Below are 19536 nucleotides of genomic sequence, written 5' to 3'. Positions count from 1 at the left end.
TACCCACGTATGTGCAAGAGTGTTTTGGTAATGATGCTTAGGCTTGTGACTATCCAGCAGCTTGCTGCGATGCGAGGAAAATAGTTTTATATCTCATCTACTGACAAAAGCCCGACCGAATTCGTTTCAGTCGGGCTTTTGCGTTTGTAAGTAGTCTTTTGTGATCTAATTGATTGTAAATAAGGTTGAGTTGGAAATTATTTAGACGCTGAATATCAGTATACCTGCTGATAGGGGATTCCGAATGCACATTTTGGGATCAACACTTAGTCTCCCGACTCATTTATATGAAGTGTATTATTTACATAGTTATTTGTTCCTTGTTAAGTCAATGTGAATAAATGAATAGTCCAATGTTTTTCCATGCTTCATCTTTAGCGTCGGGTTTCATTATGTGATTGGTTTTAATATTGGATCGGTCTAGTGAAGTCAAATTGAAAGATGTACGATTAAAGACTAAATTATGAAAAAAACTTACTTCGCTATTGTAGCATTGTTGGTTTGCTCACTATGGGCAAACGCGCAACTCGCAGGGACAGTCACCTACGAGTTTTTGGACGAAACCATCATAGACTCAGGTACGAGTACAGATGGACTAGTAGACTGGACCGCTGGATACCACGGGGGCACTTACGGCATGAACATGAAGCTCGGTGACGAGATCAACGTCAAAGTCTCAGGAAGTAGCACCATTCGATTTTTGGGATCAAAACACTCTGGACTAGAACTCACGGGTACCGCTTTCGAATCTGGAGATTTGGGAACTCTGACCACCAAAGTAGAAACAGATCTATCTGACACCTACTCATTTGTCTATTCGGGACCAGAGACCACACTTAACTTCAAAGCAGTAGAAGGAACCGGTAGTGACATCTACCTGCCCTCTATTGAAGTGATCCCCGCACAATCAGGTGCTACAGCGACTACTGCAGAGACCAGTATCATCTACTATTATGACTTGCGAGATGGCAGCATCATCCCTACAGATACCGATGGTCAGTCGGATATCAATGCTGGTTTGATCGACGTGATCGTGGGGACAAGCAACGCATTCGGATACAATGGGGATGATCACGGTTCGGTTTTGAAAACAGGCAACCAAATTGTACTAGATGTAGCAGGCAACTCCTACATCAAAATAGGGGGATGTGTCTACTCTGGAGGCACTATTGCGATCTCTAGCGAATCAGGGGAGTTTGACATCACCGAATCTGACAATACCGCTGGCGAGTATGACAATGACAACTATACGCTAGACATCCTGTATGTAGGCGAAGCAGGGAGCGTAACTTTGGATTTCACAGGCACCAATTACGTCCCCTATTTAGAGGTAGCTCCGATTCCATACGAAGTGCAAATCGGCCCCTCGTACCCGAATTCGAACGGATTGATTGATGTATGGGATTTCGGAGCGGCACAGCTAGACGAAGCTACTTACAAAAATAATCTAACCGTCGACATCATCAATGCTTGGTATGCAGATACCGAAGCAGGCACTGCGGGACCTACACTACCAAGCTTCACGGCAGATGTACTGAGCTGGGTCGGTGGAGGAAATGACAGACTCCGCTCTACCAACGAAAGCCTGACACGATACGATGACAATATCGCTGGTGCAGAAGAGTACACGGGACGAGTCTACGTCAATGCTTCTGCAGCGACCACACGATACATGAGTTTGACTCTCTACGAAGACGATGAAGTCACGATGATTGTCAAAACCGACGCAGGTGGAAACCTAAACTTCGACTATGCAGAAGACCCTACGCTCCAATCCGATCAAATCGAACTCGGAAGTGATATCGTCGAAGTAAAATTCGTGGCTCAGCACAAAGGAATTTACCACATCTACGATGACTTAGGCAAACCAAGCTACTATAGGATCTACCGCAAGGATGCTACGTATGCAGACTTGACAGGTAGCATAGACGTCACAGCCGCGACAGACATACCTGAGGGCTACTCGATCTCCTTTACCAATGAAGTCGGCAAAACTTGGGTCGCAGATCAATCGAGCAACAGCTACAGTGTTTCATTGCCGGCGGGCTACAGCTATACCTTGGGACTGACAGATGCCAATGGGTACGTGATCAGTACGGAGAGCACATTGGCTGTGACAGCAGAAACGACTACTTATGATTTGACACTTGAGAAAGTAGAGCTCTACACCGTGACAGGGAGTATCACTGGTCTCGACGATCAGCTCATGGACTTGGAGTTGAACTACAGCGCAGATGGCAAAATCTACCAACCAGAACCAAGTATAGATACAGAAGCTGGCACATACAGTGTGCAACTCGAGCCCAACACGAGTTACACGATTACAGCCAAAGGAGTCAACGACTATGAATTGACCGAAAGTACAGTATCTATCACGGCAGATGCGACACAAGCCATTGCTTTCACAGAGAAGGCGCTCTTTGATGTTGTCATTACTACAGAAGGACTGACTGACGACCAGGTCGCCAAATTAGGCCTAGTATTCACCAACCTCTACGAGGAAGGCTATGAATATGATTTCCCATCAGCAAGTGATGTTCAACTAAGAACTGGAACTTACTCGGTAGCCTATACAGGACTGGACGAGTCGCCAGTGCAGTTGGCTCCCACTTCGAATCTGACAATAGAAGCAGCGGATGTCAGCAAAACACTTTCGTTCACCACTGTGACCCAATGGAACTTTGACGATCAAGTCATCGAAAGTGGTACAACTACAGCCTACAAGGGGCTGTTGTTCTCAGGAGCCATCGCGAACCAGATCAGCAAAGGGCACTTGACAGCAAAAGCAGACGCCACGATCCAAGTCCCTGTCAACGCGGGAGACAAAGTGACTATTACGTATTACTACGAGGCGGACTTTTCCATCGAAGGGGGTGAAGCAATCACGACTACCAGTGGCAGTACGAGCACCTTGGAGAGTGTGGACTACAACTACACAGGTTCAGAATCTGGGCACATCACGCTGACCATCGGCGCAAGTGTAGGGACGACATATATCACGCAGATAGCGACACAGCAAGCCGTAGACTATAGCGAAACATTGACGGTCGGCGCAAACAAGGATTTTGAAACGATCAATGAGGCTTTAGACGCAGTCTCAAGAATGGCTCGTGAAAGTGATCAGCGCGTCACCATCATGATTGATCCAGGCAACTATGAAGAGATGTTGGTGATCCGTGTGAATAATGTCACCTTGAAAAACGCAGCAGCTATTCCAGATATCTCCCTAGCCAACGCAGGTGTGGATATCTCTGATCAAGCCGTCAGAATCACTTCTTACTATGGGCACGGCTACAGCTATTACAGTATGGGCAATGACCAAAAATGGAATGAAGACGTACTCCGTGTCAACAAAGCCAACGGTTCACTCTCCTATGAGAATGCTGGAAGTGGCACCACCAACGGTTCGTATTGGAACGCTACGGTGGTCGTGAGTGCAGATGGGTTCGAAGCTGAAGACATCATCTTCGAAAACTCATTCAACCAATACATATCCAAAAAAGAATCCGAAGATAAAGTTGTCATGTGGGCATCAGGTAGCAAGGGAGAGAGACCTACTACTGCTGGTAGCACAGAGGTGCAAAACAAGAGTTTTGTAGAAAGAGCCGCTGCGATAGCCATTACGAACGACGTAGACAAAGTGGTACTAAACAAATGCCGAGTGGTTGGTAGACAAGACTCCTTCTATGGAGGTACAGGATCAAGAGTAGTCGTCTACAAAGGTGCTATGATGGGGGCTACAGACTACATCTTTGGTGGCATGACAGCCGTATTTTACCAAACTGACCTGGTCATGAATACCAGCGAAGACAAAAATGACAGATGCTATATCACCGCCGCCCAACAAAGCAGTGGTCGTGGGTATTTGATGTACGAATGCACCATCACCTCAGCGACTCCAGGCTCAGAAACTGCCTCAGCGTATCGCTCTAAGCCTGGGTACTTTGGGCGTCCATGGCAGGGGGCAACCAGTGAGGTAGTCTTCTACAACACGACCATCGAGACCACCAACTTCCCAGACAACGACGGAGAATCGTTGATCGCTGCAGAAGGCTGGTTGAGTACGCTGGGAGGTGAGTCTCCAGGTATGTATGAGTTTGGGACGACCGAACTATCAGGTGCTGATAATTCGGGTAGTCGAGCGAGCTGGTCTACACTCTTGACCGAAGCAGTGCTCAGTGACGATAGTGAAATCTCGAACTTTACCTTTACCAAAGGAAATGACGATTGGGATCCGTTACCGGGGTTGGTGACGGCCGAAGAGGAAGAGTTAGAGGAGGAAGAAGAAGTCCTATCTACTCCTTTGATTCCAGTTTCAGGTGTTCAAGTTTACGCTTACGAAAATCAGGTTCACGTTGGCAATGTGATGTCCAAAACACAAGTACATGTATATAACCTCATGGGACGTAAAGTGAAAACTGTAGAAACAAACCATGATATTAATTTTAGTCTCAACAACGGGCTTTGGATAGTCATGATGAACTCAGCTGACGGTCAAAAGGCAGTGAAAGTGTTAACGCGCTGATCTTAAATGTTCAAAGTGTTAGAAGAGGGTGTCTATATAGACACCCTCTTTTTTTTGTCTTAGTTACCGATCAATCACAAATTATAAAGTGTATTTTGTACACGTTATAATTTGTGCTACATTTGACGTATGGATTCAGGTCTTGAAGTAGCTAAATGGTACTGTGAAGTATTGTAATCAAGGCTGGTGCTCCCTAAAGAGGTGTTTAGGCATTGTGAGTCCTATTTGAAGTATCGGTGAAATAGAATTGAAGGGGGCTTGCAGTAGCGTGGTTTACTTGCGTTTTGGGATTAATATCCACCTTTGAGGTTATAAATAATAGATTTTTAAATTAGTTTTGGGTTTAGTAAATGCCTTGGATTTAAAAGATTTCCGAGGCATTTTTTAATTTCTAGAAACAGTACAAATGAAGACAGTAGACTTACAGGCAGCAGACAACATTAGGGCACTAGCCGTTTCGATGGTAGAGAAGGCAAAATCTGGTCATCCAGGTGGACCCATGGGAGGTGCAGATTTCATGCACATTTTATACTCAGAGTTTTTAAGATTCGATCCGGACAACATGAGCTGGCATGCAAGAGACAGGTTCTTCATGGACGCAGGCCATTTGTCTTCACTGATGTATGCGCAGTATAGCCTGTTGGGCAAGTTCTCGATGGAAGACCTCTCCAACTTCAGACAGTGGGGATCGGTCACTCCAGGCCACCCAGAAGTAGACGTAGAACGCGCGATAGAAAACACCTCAGGGCCACTCGGTCAAGGACACGCTATGGGAGTAGGAGCGGCGATCGCTGCGAAGTTTCTCCAGGCGAAGTTTGGCAACTGGATGGATCAAAAAATATACGGATTCATCTCTGACGGAGGGATCCAAGAAGAAATCTCTCAAGGGGTAGGACGTATCGCGGGTCACTTGGGATTGAACAACTTCATCATGTTCTTTGATAGCAACGACGTGCAGCTCTCTACGATGACTGACGAGGTGACTACTGAGGATACTGCGATGAAATACGAGTCATGGGGATGGAAAGTCGTCACAATCGACGCACACAACCACGACGAAATCAGAAAAGCACTCAAAGACGCAAACGCTGAGACGGAGAAGCCAGTACTCATCATTGGTAAGACCATCATGGGCAAAGGCTGTGTGACAGCTGAAGGCGAGATGTTCGAAGGACACTGCGAACTACACGGTCAGCCAATCGGCGCGACAGGTGCGGATTACGAAAAGACATTGGAGAACCTAGGATCGGATCCTAAGGACCCATTCAAAATATTCCCTGAAGTAGCTGCACACTATGCGCAAGTACTGAAGGATAAAGCGGCTGCTGCTCAAGAAGCTTACGCGAAAGAAGAAGCGTGGAGAAAAGACAATGCAGCACTCGCAGCGAAACTTGATCAGTTCTTGACAGGTAAGATGCCAGAAGGAATTGATTTTAGTGAGATCGTTCAAAAAGAGGGAGTAGCGTCAAGAGCAGCAGGCTCTGCGGTATTGGCTTACCTCGCGGACAAAGTAGAAAACATGATCGTGTCTTCTGCGGATTTGTCTAACTCAGACAAGACGGACGGTTTCTTGAAGAAAACAAGAGCCATCCAGAAAAATGATTTCGGTGGCGCTTTCTTGCAGTCAGGTGTGGCTGAGCTGTCTATGGCGGCTATCGCCAATGGGATGGCACTGCACGGTGGTGTGATTCCAGTGGTGGGTACGTTCTTCGTATTCTCTGACTACATGAAGCCCGCGATCAGACTCGGAGCGATCCAAGAGCTACCGGTGAAATATGTATGGACACATGATGCGTTTAGAGTAGGAGAGGATGGACCGACTCACCAGCCGATCGAGCAAGAGGCTCAGATCAGATTGATGGAGAAAGTTCAAAACCACAGCCACAAAAATAGCTTCCTTGCACTTAGACCTGCAGATGCTGCAGAGACAACCGTAGCGTGGAAAATGGCTATGGAAAACACAGACGTCTCGACAGGTTTGATCCTATCGAGACAAGGAATCAAAGACTTACCAGCTGTAGGTGCTTCGAGATACGAAGATGCGCTCCAAGCGGAGAAAGGTGGATACCTTGTGCAAAAAGTAGAAAATCCAGACGTGGTGTTGATCGCCAATGGTTCGGAAGTGGCGACTTTGTTTGCGGGAGCAGCTTTGCTCGAAGAGAAGAAAGGATTGAAAATCAACATTGCTTCGATTCCTTCTGAGGGACTATTCAGAAGCCAAGACAAAGCTTATCAGGAATCAGTAATCCCTACAGACAAGCCTATCTTCGGTATGACGGCTGGATTGCCTGTCAACTTGGAAGGACTCGCGGGACCAAACGGTAAAGTCTTTGGATTGGGACATTTCGGATATTCTGCTCCTGCTGGAGTATTGGATGAGAAATTCGGATTCACGGGCGAAAACGTATACAACCAAGTGGTTGAATTGTTGGGACTTTAATTCCGATGGTCTTCTTGGTTTGTTTATGACGAGCCAAGAAGATCTGATACATAGAATAAAACTTTGACTATAAACAGACAATAGACATGCAATTTTTCATCGATACCGCCAATCTTGATCACATCAAGGAGGCATATGACTTAGGAGTATTAGACGGTGTGACCACCAACCCATCGTTGATGGCCAAAGAAGGCATCACTGGTGAGGAGAACATCAGAGCACACTACAAGAAAATCTGTGATATCGTAGATGACAAGGTAAGTGCAGAGGTAATCTCTACCGAATTTGATGCGATGCTTAAAGAAGGGCTGGAACTAGCAGCGATCGATCCAAAGATCGTCGTGAAAATCCCAATGATCAAAGACGGTATCAAGACCATCAAGGCGTTGAGTGACAAAGGGATCAGAACCAACTGTACGTTGATCTTTAGCCCAGGACAAGCAATCCTTGCTGCGAAAGCGGGTGCGAGCTATATCTCTCCATTCATCGGGAGATTGGACGATATCGGGTTTGACGGGATGAACCTCATCGAGCAGATCGTAGGCATCTACGATAACTTCGGTTTCGAAACAGAAATCCTAGCGGCATCTGTGCGCAACCCACTACACTTGATCAAGTGTGCTGAGGTAGGTGCAGACGTAGTGACCTGTCCATTGAGTGCGATCATGGGCTTGTTGAAACACCCATTGACCGACAGTGGATTGGCGACTTTCCTAGCGGATTACGCCAAAGGAAACAAGTAAGGGGTTTACTTTCTAGAAATTAAAAAAGGGATACATCATTAGATGTATCCCTTTTTTGTTTGATACGAAGTGGTAGTTAACACTTCGTTGGCTTACTGTGGGGCATCTTTAGTGATGTTTGGGTTCCCAAATTAGTCTTACGAAAGAGCTTAATCTTTCATTTTCTCTTCTCACAGGAATTCCTCCCACTATTCCAATCAATAAATGGTCTGTAATACCTAAACGCATCTGAGGACGAATGGTCATGTCAAAATCACTCTCGTCGATGGTTTTATTAAATTCAACACCAATAAAATTGCGTGTACCTGGAATCATATAATGAAAACTTGTATTGACGTCATAAGTCGTATGGAATTTGTTGGTATTGAAATGCTGCTCAATCATTGGCCCTGTATAAATCAATGAATGAAAGTTGTTTCCCCAGCGTTTGGCAATCACAAAGAATGGATTGTAGATATTGCCAGTAATGAAAGGCTTTCCAAAATTCCTAAAGTCAGAGAGTTCAAATTCGTTAATGTACCCAAGCGCCATTGAAGTTGCCATTGGTTCGCTTACAAAGAATGACCATTGTGTCGCAATTTTAATACTATTCAATTCATTAGCGGGGTTCAACTCCTCACCTGTATCACTTACGGGTGAATAAAAGGTGAAAGGCAGTTCAACCTCTAACCCTAACCTATCCATGGGAGCCCATTCATATTCTATGAGTGCTTCATATGAATCAAATTTTAAATTGTCCGTGAGCCCAAATCCTAAGTTCCACTCTTTTTCACCTTTCCGTGCACCTAAATCCCGTATCAGGTCTACATAGAGAGGCTCGGCATGCAGTACTTTATCAGGTTCTTTATCGTCTTCTATTGTTTGAATGTAAATTTCATCCCTTTCAGATTTGGTCGTTTGAGCGACTGAATATATCGAAGATGCCAATAGTGTAATTAGCATCAATTTCTTCTTGATGTTCATATTGATTTGTTTTTTTAAGCATAATAAAATTGTCCCAGCACTACTTTTTAATAGTGGGGATAGTCAATTGTGAAAAAACAAATCATGCTTTCGGTGGAGGAGTGTCTATTTTGTGAAAGCCGTTAATTAGAGAAGTGTTATAGCGGGGGAATGCCCTTTTTACTGAGTCAAAGGACGGTTGATTAATGGTAGAATCAATACTGAATTGAGCAATTAGCTCTATTTTAAAGTTTGCTTTCTTGTTATGATCTTCGGTATCATGATCATCATACTCTTTAATGGCATCATCATAGCCTAGGACTTTCTCCACGATGATTTCAATGATACTTTCTTGATCATTGATTGACAAATCCTCTGGAATATGATCTGGGTACGGGTCTGCCGTATCCACACTTATATTGAGTAGGTACAGCCCCATGAATCCCCAGAGGACTTTTGAAAAGATGCTATTTTTTATTTGATCGATCAAAGCGCCAATTTAATGCTCTTTTTTTAACATTAAGCAATCTGTACCTTATCGTTTTTTTAGCACTCCATCCTTAGCGTTCGTATTTATAATCAGGGTTTAAATGTCTTGGCCGATAGTGTGGTTTATACTTTCGTTCAGTATCAAAAACAGCAGCCGTTGTTGCAAGTAGTTCAGTTACTTGCAACAACGGCTGCTGTTTTATCCGTACGAATGAAGATTGGCCGTTTAGTGATCTGCTTAAAAAGTCAATCTTTCTGTCTCAGTAGGGAAGTTGTTTATGATTACTATTCTTTAAAAGCACTTAAGGTTTCGATCTTACCATTTTCATCGTGCTTTAATTCCATCATCTTGACACTACGTAGGTGCGTTTGGCCTTCTGATAGAGATGTATCGTGATAGAACAAGTACCATTTTCCGTTGAACTCGGTAATGGAGTGGTGGTTGGTCCAGCCATATACTGGTTCTAAAATAATGCCTTGGTAGGTAAAGGGACCATAAGGATTATCACCAGTGGCATAGCAGATATTATGTGTGTCACCTGTGGAGTAGGAGAAGTAGTATTTGTCGTTGTATTTGTGAACCCATGAAGCTTCGAAGAATCGTTTGTCATGGTCATCAGCCATGATAGGGCTACCGTCTGCATCTAGTATCTCTACTTCTTTTACTTCTTCAGCAAATTGCTTCATGTCATCACTTAGTTTAGCCACCCTCGGTAGCAACGCTGGGACATCACCACTAGGCTCCTGAGCAGTAACGCTAGCGTCATAGGTATTGTCATCCCATCGCTGTAGCTGACCGCCCCATACACCCCCAAAGTACATGTAGTATGCTCCGTCATCGTCCTTGAATACAGCTGGATCCATGCTGTAGCTGTTTTTCATCGGTTCTGGCTCGGCTGTAAAAGGCCCTTCTGGTCGATCACTAGTCGCTACCCCGATCTTGAAAATATCTTGCTTGTCTTTCAGAGGGAAGTATAGATAATACGTACCGTCTTTTTCGGCTGCATCGGGCGCCCATAGTTGACGTCCAGCCCAAGCAATGTCCTTCTTGTCTAATGCTACGCCGTGATCGGTGACCTCTCCACCTACTTCGTCCATGGAGAGTATGTGATAATCTTGCATATCGAAATGACTGCCAAAATCATCTTCTGCTATGCCAGACTCCCAATCATGGGATGGATAGATGTAAAGTTTTCCTTCAAATACATGTGCAGATGGGTCAGCTGTATAGATGTGTGTCACGAGTGGTTCACTTTTAAATGCTCGTACTGCTGTGGTATCTATTACTGACGACTCTTCGGACGATGGCTTACTGGTAGGTTGGCAGGCCACCAAAAAAGTTGCAATACCTAGTGTGAGGTACATCCCTTTCATTACTTCTTTCATATTAGTTGCTCTTATTTGTATTTATACTTTGTATGCGTTTCTATCTAAGTAGGGGCTATGCAAACTAGGAGTGCATTTTTCAACATTACGAGTAGGTGGAGAGATTAAGTGTTGCTGTTTTGATTACGGTAACCTTGTGTTATAAAGCTCAAATTTATAGATAGAATGCATATCACGCAACCGATTGCGTTACTAATTTTTCTCAATCTGAGAGAGCATAAATGGCTCTTACTTATTCTTTCTTGATGGACACATAAAACGACAGTATGCCTATTTAGGGACGAGAGTATACATTGTTAGAAACTGGCAGTTTGATTCTTGTATTGACCTACCAGTTAAAGGATTTAAATCTTGAACTGGTACTGTAGTATCCACATATCCATGCGTTCGGTGACTTGGGAGTAGTCACGGGTTTGGTTGCTGTAGATCGGGCGGTTTTGGATGGCTAAGGTTAGTTTGGATCTGTGACCGTCGAATAAGAAGTTAAGCCCATAGTCATACATGATCATTTGGTCATTTAGTCCATCATAGTCGGCAACTTGTATGGAAGCATAGGGTTGAAGGTAAGGCAACTTTTCGTTTGGGCTGATACGTGTACGGTAGCCCAACTGTAGATAGGCGACCTGTCCTGTTCCGGTAGTAGGGAAGGAGTTGCCCGCCCCAGCGTATGAACCGTTCCTCACGCCATTGCTCGGGTTGTTGGCACCAGAGAGGCGGATGTAGTCTTTTCCGAAATCATAGTCGAAGTATCCAAGATAGACGGTGACAGAGCGGCTGTTCTCATTGTTGAGTGGTAGATCCATGAAAAAATCAGCCGCCAGTAGGAGCATGTCATAGCTGATGGTGTCCATCTGTGTGTCAAGTCCTGCCAGTGCGTCCTCTTGATACAAGAACCCTACACTGAGATTTATGATTTTTTTGCTGCCATGGTAGGTGCCTGCCTTGAAAGCACTGGTTTGACTCTCTCTGTCCATAAACTCATAACTGAGATAGGCAGAGTACTGGAGGTCAGGGAAGTTGCTGTAGAAATTGGCCTCCTCACTTAGCGTATTTTGATATACAGCGAGTGGACGAGCGACTACTGCGCGGTAGGCGAAGTGTCCGATGTTGCCTTTGGCATAGAGGCTGAACTTGCGCAGGAGGTCATCGCTGATACCGACTGTGGGCATGGTGAATAGTGGGCAGTCATAGCTGAGGGCAGATGAAGTGGCAGGAGCAGCATAGCGAGAGAGTCCGACGTAGGCATTTTTGCCTCCTCCTATTTCGAAAACATCGGCAAAGCGATAGGAGGTCTCTATATCCAGTATTTTCAGCGTGCTGTTGTTGTTGATGTAGTTGAGGTTGTTGGTTCCCAGTTGGAACTTGACGTACCATCGGTCGGTGATTGATCCAGATAGAATCATTCGAAACCTGCGTATGGATACATCACTGACATAGTCTTTGGTTTCTCCTTGAATGGTCGTGCCAGGGTTTAGTTCGGTAGTTCTGAGCCAGAGCTGAGCAGAGGCAGACAATTTGAGCTGAGATTGGTTCCCTAGTTTTAGCTGTGGGGGAGTGACGGGTTGGGCATAGGACATAGTCGCCCACCCATAGGTCATCGTCAATAACACAATATTCAGTACGTACACGAGTAGCCGTGAAAACTTCTTGTTATGCCCAATCATGGTGTTTGTTTTAAAAGACCAAAAAGTGTTTCTTGATCAAGCACCTCCAAGAATAGTTTGTAGTTAAGTCCTTTTTGGATGATGTATGAGGTCAAGAGTATTTTTATCTTGTGGAGGAGGTCATCTGCCTGCCATGGCTTCTCGAGATAGTAGTCAATCCCCGCCATGTTGATGGCCTGTATCGTGTCCATATGGGTAGCCTGACCTGTGAGGAGGATTTTCTTGGTATCCGAAAACCGCTGGTCATTGTGGAGGGTAGTGAGTAGTTCTACGCCTGTTTTGCCGGGCATCACATGGTCAGATACGACTACTGCGATGAAATCTCCCTTGGTGTCTATCTCTTCTATGAGTTCTTCTGCCTCGGGTGCGGATTCACACTCTTCTATGATCACGTACTGATCCAAGCTGGAGAGTTGGGTAGCGATGGTATTGAGAACCTCTCTTTGATCCTCGACACAGATGATATATATTTTTTCCATGATGTTATGCTTTAGGTAGTTGAATGTTGAAAGCGGTACGCCCCGCTTGGGAGGTCACTGATATGGTACCTCCGTAGCTGGTGATGATTTTTTGGACAATAGATAGCCCGAGTCCCAGGCCAAAGGATAGGCCAGACACTTTGGTGGTGACGTTGGGTTGGAAAATCGTCGATAGCAGGTGATGTGGTATACCAGGTCCATTGTCAATGATTTGGATCTGGATGCTGTCCTGATGCAGTTCAGAAACCAGCCGTATACTAGGGTTTGGCGTATGGGCATTGACTAGGCTTTCGGCTGCATTTTTGATGAGGTTGACCCAGATCTGTATCAAATCTCCTTCGCGAGCGACTAGCATCAATCCTTTTTCGATTGCCAAATCGATTGAGATCGTTCTTGTCATGTTGGACAGGAGTGAGAGTGACTTTTTGAAGGTTAATCGTAGATCGCATGCTTGTACGTTGCTATGGTTTTGAGATCCTAGGTCTTTGATTGAGCGAATGACATGTGTGGTGTGTGTGGATGCCACTTGCATATCATGCAGCGCCATACCTATCTCCCAAAACTCGTCCATCTCTTCGATAGCTGTGCTTTGGTTTTGTTTGGCTATTTGTTGGATTTCATCGTCTGTGAGATTGATCCTTGCTAGTTTTTTGGCTAGTCGGTCGTCTATTTTGAGTGTCTTTTTGATTTGCTCTTTGCGTTTTCTTGCTTCGGCAGTAGAGCAATGTTGCCCTTGTTCGAGCCCTTTGACGAACATCGGGTACACATGATCAAATTCTTTGTGATTGAAAATTGTCTTTAGTCGATCGGTCATCCATTGGGTTTTGTTTTGCAATACACCGATGGCATTGTTTAGTTCGTGAGCTAGCCCTGCAGCGAGTTGTCCTAGTGTCGCTAGCTTTTCGCTTTGCATGAGCTTTTTGAGTGTGACCTCCATTTGGGTAGCATTTCGTACGACGAGCATTTGTCTGAGGTAGATCTCATTGACGATGATCGGTAGGATATGCTCCGAAAACAGCAAGTGGTCGGGGTGATCTTTGGCTGGCAGGTTAGCCTTGCTCATATAGTATAGGGTCGTGTCTTCGTCTGCTGTGACAGTCGTGTAGCTGCATCCGTCTGGAGAAAAGAAACTGTAGATCCCCAATACCGCATCTGCTCCTGTCTGAAATATCAACAGTATACTCCCATTTTCGGGCTGATGGTGGCCACTGAGTTTGCCACTAGCGACATAGTAGATGCGGTCATTTTTCTCTCCCTGCTTCAGGATTGTCTCTCCTTTTTTGAGCAATACTTTCTGTGCGGGATTGGAGAAGAAATGTTTCTTCAACCAACTCGTATCGGTAAAACTGGATAGTTTGTTTCCTTTTCCTTCCATGACGTGCTATAAAAAATTGACTTTGTTCAAAACGTACATGAGTATGCCTATGAGGACTAAACCTACTATGGCCAAGGTGACGCCTACTTTGGACATATGCCGAGATTCTATCATGCCTGTCGCATGAGCGAGTGCATTGGGCGGAGTGCTGATCGGTAGGGACATGCCCAGGGATGCAGCTAGTGTGGTGGCGAGGATGAGCATTTTTGCGCCTCCGAGCGCTTCGAGGCTCATGACTGACACACCTACTGCTGTGATGATGGGCAGTAGCAGGTTGGCAGTCGCAGTGTTGGACATGAAGTTGGCCATGATCGTTGCAAGTATGGCAGCCATCGCTACGATCAACACAGGGGCATACTGATCAAAAGGGATGCTGTTGACCAAGTGTGCTGCCAAGCCGCTCTTTTCTAGCCCTAGGCCTAGAGCGATCCCTCCTGAGACGAGCCATAGGACATCCCAACTCATTTTCTTTAGATCTTCTTTGGTGATGATACCAAAGGCCAGAAAGACAGCCACAGGAATCATCGCGACGGTATAGGAGTTCATACCATGTACGAAATCAAACAACCATAGCAGGATAGTGAGGCCGAAGGTGACATAGACGATGATGGCTTTGCGAGAGGTCATGAATTTGCCTTTGATCTCTAGTGCCAAGTGTTCGGCCTTGGGAGGGAAGAATTTGAGCAAGAGAAACCAGGCTACTGCCAACAGGACGATGACAAAGGGAACACCAAATGCCATCCACTCGCCAAAGCCAATGTTGTTTTCGCCTGTCAGATATTTCAGGGCGAGGGCGTTGGGAGGTGTACCTATCGGTGTGCCTATCCCGCCGATGTTAGCCGCGAATGGGATGCTGAGAGCAAAGGCAATTCGTCCAGGGTCTTTCTCGTCGAAACAGGTCAATACAGGTGCCAGAATAGCCAGCATCATAGCCGTCGTAGCGGTGTTACTCATAAACATGGAAAATACCGCTGTGATGATCATCAGTCCTAGCATGATCATTTTGGGGCGTGTGCCAAAGGGCTTGAGCAGGACCTTGGCCAATCCCTGATCTAGTCGATATTTGGTAGAGGCCATCGCTAGGAAAAAACCACCAAGAAAGAGCAGTATGATGGGAGAGGCAAAGGTGCCCATGATGTCTTTGTAGGCAATCAACTCACCGAAATGGTCGCCCTGATTGTCGATCAGGACATTGATCCCTGAAGTGGAGATCGTCAAGAGCTCTAGTACAATGATCAAAATAGAGGTGGCATAGATAGGAATAGGCTCCAGTACCCACAGCATCGCTGCAAATACGAAGAGTGCCATCACACGTTGCTCGATGACGCTGAGCTGTGCTAGAGGAAAGTACTGGCTGGGGATGAGCACAATGGCGATGGCTACTACCAGACTAAGGATGAAATTTTTAGCTTGTGAGGTCACTTGATTTTGTTCTAGAGGTCAGTAATAGAACAAATGTAGAATCAAGCGTGGATCAAAGAGGTGACCCAAAACATGTGAAGGGCTGATCTTGATCAGTTTTATTGACTAGAAGAATGCGTCAATTTGTTAGGCCATCAGGGCAGTACAAAGGCTGAATTCCTTGGTGGTGACCTTCCTGATATCTAAGTGAGGGCCATATAAAGTATATCAAAAGCGAACGATAACTAAATCTCACTGTAATGAAAAACACAAATCTAAAGTCACTAATGGAAGACATGATCGAGCTAGGCTTAGAGCATGTCAAAGGCGTATTGTGGAATTTGACTCCCGCCGAGTTGATCACAGAAGCAGTCAAAAAAGACGAAGGTGTCTTGACTGATACAGGTGCGCTGATGTGCCGTACCGGTAAGTTCACAGGTAGATCTCCTAAGGATCGCTACATTGTCAAAGACGCCATCACCAAAGACAAAGTGTGGTGGGGCGATATCAATATCTCATTTGATGAGGACAAGTTCGACGCGTTGTACAACAAGATGGTGGCATCACTGGGTGATAAAATATTATATGTGCGTGATGCCTATGCTGGTGCTGACCCTCAGCACCGGTTGAAAGTCCGGGTGATCGATACACAGGCTTGGCACAATCTGTTTTGCTACAACATGTTCATCCAGCCTGAAAACGATGACTTGACGGATTTCCATCCTGAGTTCACTGTTTTGGCTGTCCCAGAGTTCTATGCTGATCCAGAGGTAGACGGCACACGCCAAAAGAATTTTGCGATTGTCAACTTCACCAAGAAAGTGATCATGGTGGGAGGTACGGGCTATACAGGAGAGACCAAAAAAGGAATTTTCTCAGTGCTCAATTTCCTCCTACCAGACAAAGACCATGTACTCTCTATGCACTGTAGTGCCAATATCGGCAAGGAACGTGGCGATAGCGCAGTTTTCTTTGGCCTATCAGGTACAGGCAAGACCACCCTATCTGCTGATCCGAATAGACTGCTGATCGGTGACGATGAGCATGGATGGACAGACGAGGGAATCTTCAACTTCGAAGGAGGCTGCTATGCCAAAACCATCGACCTGACGCAGGAGAAAGAACCAGAGATATGGGATGCGATTAAATTTGGTGCCATACTAGAGAATACCAAATTCTATCCTGGGACCAACACGGTGAATTATGCTGACTGCAGTATCACAGAGAATACACGGGTGTCTTATCCACTCAAAAATGTTAAGAATGCGGTCACGCCATCTGTAGGAGGGATTCCAGAAAATATATTCTTTCTGACCTGTGACGCCAGTGGGGTACTGCCTCCGATCTCTAAACTGACCGTAGGACAGGCCATGTATCATTTTATTTCTGGTTTTACTGCCAAGGTAGCAGGTACCGAGGCGGGAATAACTGAGCCAGTGAGTGTTTTCTCAGCGTGTTTTGGGGCACCATTCATGCCACTACACCCGACCAAATATGCGGAACTTCTAGGAGAGAAAATCAAAACGCATGATGTCAACATCTGGTTGATCAACACCGGATGGTCTGGTGGAGAATATGGTGTAGGACAGCGTATCAAACTGAAATACACCAGAGCCATGATCTCTGCGGCGCTAGAAGGCAAGTTGGATGATGTCAACTATAGCCAGCATCCAGTCTTCGGCCTGGCCATGCCTGATGCCGTGGCAGGTGTCCCCGCTGAGATACTCAACCCTAGAAATACATGGGCAGATCAGGCAGCCTATGACCGAAAAGCGGATAAGCTAGCGAGTCAGTTCGTCGCTAACTTTGTGAAATTCGAGGAGTATGCCAATGATGAGATTATGTCAGGAGCACCCGTCGTAGAGGATTCTGTTTTGGCCTAATGCCTAATTCGTGAGTTGTGGCCACCTTTTACTAGGGTGGCCTTTTTTTTGCCCATTTCTGTATATCGCTAGGTATTTGGTGCCGATATATATTCTCGCAGATCACATTTTTACATTTTGAGCATATTTATTATATTCACTATAGTGTGATGAGTTGATCAATGGATTGATAGTCAGCACTGTTTCGAGATTATATATTGAACTAACCCCTGAATGGCCTCATTCAGACCTAAACGAAACTATGAAAGCTAACCAACTAAAAGAGTACGATAAGGTGCAAAACCAAATCATCGAAGAATTGCTGTCCGACCCACGTTATGAAGCGTTTTTTTTGCAGTATCGTGACAACTCGATACCTCTCTTTGCCAAAGCCTATGCGCACCACAAGGCCAACCTGCTGGTGTATGGCGACTTTACCAAGTTTCAGCAACGCTACCTATGGGATATATGGCAGGATTCGGCATGGTACTGTCTGCGCGAAATCCAGCAAAAAAAGCTCTTTGACCTGTGCTGTCGCTGGCAGGCCGGGCAGGTGACAGACCTACCCGAGATTGAGATTACGCATGATTTTGTGACGGTAGGAGGGCATGTGTTAGATTATTCAGTGCTATCGGATATTTCTGAAGTAGACCTAGATCAGTATATCGATTACTACCAATCCGACGAAATAGATCACCGCGAAGTGTACGAAATGGACTATCAGCAATACCAAGATATACAAGAGCACTACATGGAGGAGGGAGAGACGGGTATTGCCTATTTTGACTTTCACAATACGCACACAGGCAATTATACGCTGCTACAGCAGCCCCCGCTCAGGTTAGAAAAGGAGTTGTTCTATATTAAAAAGAGTATGGAAAGTATACATGCTGACCATGAGGAGAAGGTGAAGAATGCGCCACCCGAAAAACCATACCTGAGTTCTTGTGATGAGGAATTGATCAAATTTGCAGAGCGGTTCAAAGACCGAAAGACCTCTCGGTTTATTACCGACTATAGCCAGTGGCTGAGGGATAATCCTGATTTGGAAATTAAGTATGCTTTGGACTATCTGAAATGGACATCCCCAGAGAAGGTCTCTATCCGAGCCCATGACGACTGGCAAGAGAGCGTCGTAGACGCTGTAGATAGGCACAAGCGACAGAAAGTGATCGAAATACTCCCCACTATCTATGAGGAGTATCTCATGAAAAAGCAAATTGGAATCAGGCTCACCCCAGAAGGTCGAAAAAAAGAATATGACTCTGCCAAATGGATGAAAGACCTCATCCTGAAAGGTCGTAAGCTACAGGGAGAACCTGAGAATTTTGACTTTTGACAAACCGCTGCCCGTGACTTCCATAGCACCATCTGGATGTTGACTCCAAACCTGTGCGGGTTTACGCCTAAACCCCCGCAGGTTTGCGCTTAAACCCCCGCGGGTTTGTTTTCAAACCTGCGCAGGTATGGAATGAAGTCTGCGGGGGTTTATAACAGTACCCGTGAGGACGTTGAGAAGCATGGGCTTGTTAAGACAAGAAAGGCCCCTGAATGAGCAGTAGGTTCGGTAGGTGTTCCTCTGTCAAGGCTCAGCAGTATGAGACTCGAAAGCATCGTACTGCCCCTACTGATCACTGCTAATTTCTTTTGATACTTTGCCGACTTTGGACTATTTTGCTACACCTAGGCCGACGCAGCAACTAAGGTCTATATCTACTGAACCCAAAGGTGTCAGTAGCCCATCGAGAAGAATTAGTGTAAAATAAGTATTGATAAAAACGGATACAGTCCGGGTAACAAGTATGTAAAGACTACTAGGGAAGTGGGATTTGTATGGTTGTTGATGATAATACTACTTAATGACACCCCTCTCCATTTATTTTTTATAACGAATAATCTTATTTGATAAAAACTATCACAAACACTGTATATAGCCAATAGGACGTTCGGTGGGTTAAGAAAGTTTGGTGGTTATCTGTCCCTCCTCTGCTCTTAGCCTCCGCTAAGACCTAGAATAAAGAAGGGCGTCCGTTCTGTTGTGGGTGTTTTCTTCCTGTCGAGCGTTTAGTCTTTTTGGGTGCACTGCGAGACTTGACCCGAGCCTACGATTACCCACTGACCGTCATTGCCCGACCAGGACGAGGGACGAGGACGCAGATCGGAGCAATCCCCCGCTATGGGCAGTACAGTTGTTACACAACTATGGTGTTCACTCCAGCGGATTCCCTTG

Annotated in this window: 12 protein-coding genes; 5 read left to right on the top strand and 7 right to left on the bottom strand. The window is 45.5% G+C overall.

Going from position 1 to position 19536, the window contains the following annotated elements; all coding sequences use genetic code 11:
* The first annotated feature begins 463 nt into the window (after nucleotides 1-463).
* The 3 genes from BUB99_RS09545 to fsa all read left to right on the top strand — a co-directional run bounded on the left by BUB99_RS09545 (nucleotide 464) and on the right by fsa (nucleotide 7708).
* Complete coding sequence (locus tag BUB99_RS09545) at nucleotides 464-4525, top strand: pectinesterase family protein (protein WP_073121920.1); 4062 nt, start codon at nucleotides 464-466, stop codon at nucleotides 4523-4525.
* A 406-nt stretch (nucleotides 4526-4931) separates the two neighbouring features.
* Nucleotides 4932-6965 (top strand): transketolase family protein, encoded by a 2034-nt coding sequence (locus BUB99_RS09540; RefSeq protein ID WP_073121918.1) that lies wholly within the window; start codon nucleotides 4932-4934, stop codon nucleotides 6963-6965.
* A gap of 86 nt (nucleotides 6966-7051) precedes the next feature.
* Nucleotides 7052-7708, top strand: coding sequence for a fructose-6-phosphate aldolase (gene fsa / locus BUB99_RS09535; protein ID WP_073121916.1), 657 nt, complete (start codon nucleotides 7052-7054; stop codon nucleotides 7706-7708).
* A 108-nt stretch (nucleotides 7709-7816) separates the two neighbouring features.
* Here the strand turns inward: fsa and BUB99_RS09530 are convergent, their stop codons facing one another.
* The 7 genes from BUB99_RS09530 to BUB99_RS09500 form a co-directional block, all read right to left on the bottom strand.
* A complete protein-coding gene (locus BUB99_RS09530) occupies nucleotides 7817-8671 on the bottom strand; it encodes an HAEPLYID family protein (protein ID WP_073121914.1) in 855 nt (284 codons plus the stop codon).
* Nucleotides 8672-8753: 82 nt separating this feature from the next.
* Nucleotides 8754-9140 carry a hypothetical protein gene (locus BUB99_RS09525; protein ID WP_084190477.1) on the bottom strand — a complete coding sequence of 129 codons (387 nt, stop codon included), beginning with the start codon at nucleotides 9138-9140 and terminating at the stop codon, nucleotides 8754-8756.
* Nucleotides 9141-9424: 284 nt separating this feature from the next.
* A complete protein-coding gene (locus BUB99_RS09520; protein WP_073121910.1) occupies nucleotides 9425-10525 on the bottom strand; it encodes a glycoside hydrolase family 43 protein in 1101 nt (366 codons plus the stop codon).
* 344 nt (nucleotides 10526-10869) lie between these two features.
* Nucleotides 10870-12189, bottom strand: coding sequence for a hypothetical protein (locus tag BUB99_RS09515; protein WP_073121908.1), 1320 nt, complete (start codon nucleotides 12187-12189; stop codon nucleotides 10870-10872).
* Nucleotides 12186-12668, bottom strand: coding sequence for a response regulator (locus tag BUB99_RS09510; protein ID WP_073121906.1), 483 nt, complete (start codon nucleotides 12666-12668; stop codon nucleotides 12186-12188). Before BUB99_RS09510 ends, BUB99_RS09515 begins: the two co-directional genes overlap by 4 nt.
* A gap of 4 nt (nucleotides 12669-12672) precedes the next feature.
* Nucleotides 12673-14043, bottom strand: a complete 1371-nt coding sequence (locus tag BUB99_RS09505; protein WP_073121905.1) for an ATP-binding protein — start codon at nucleotides 14041-14043, stop codon at nucleotides 12673-12675.
* A gap of 6 nt (nucleotides 14044-14049) precedes the next feature.
* On the bottom strand, nucleotides 14050-15465 hold the full coding sequence (locus BUB99_RS09500) for an SLC13 family permease (protein WP_073121903.1): 1416 nt from the start codon (nucleotides 15463-15465) through the stop codon (nucleotides 14050-14052).
* A gap of 239 nt (nucleotides 15466-15704) precedes the next feature.
* Between BUB99_RS09500 and pckA the strand changes: the two genes are divergently transcribed.
* Together pckA and BUB99_RS09490 are read left to right on the top strand one after the other, a co-directional pair.
* Nucleotides 15705-17327: a phosphoenolpyruvate carboxykinase (ATP) gene (gene pckA / locus BUB99_RS09495; RefSeq protein ID WP_073121901.1), complete on the top strand. Its 1623-nt coding sequence runs from the start codon at nucleotides 15705-15707 to the stop codon at nucleotides 17325-17327.
* Nucleotides 17328-17568: 241 nt separating this feature from the next.
* Nucleotides 17569-18645: a hypothetical protein gene (locus tag BUB99_RS09490; RefSeq protein WP_139280962.1), complete on the top strand. Its 1077-nt coding sequence runs from the start codon at nucleotides 17569-17571 to the stop codon at nucleotides 18643-18645.
* Nucleotides 18646-19536 lie beyond the last annotated feature (891 nt).

Source organism: Reichenbachiella agariperforans (genome assembly GCF_900142205.1).
Taxonomy (GTDB): domain Bacteria; phylum Bacteroidota; class Bacteroidia; order Cytophagales; family Cyclobacteriaceae; genus Reichenbachiella; species Reichenbachiella agariperforans.
This window is presented reverse-complemented; position numbering and strand designations above follow the sequence as displayed.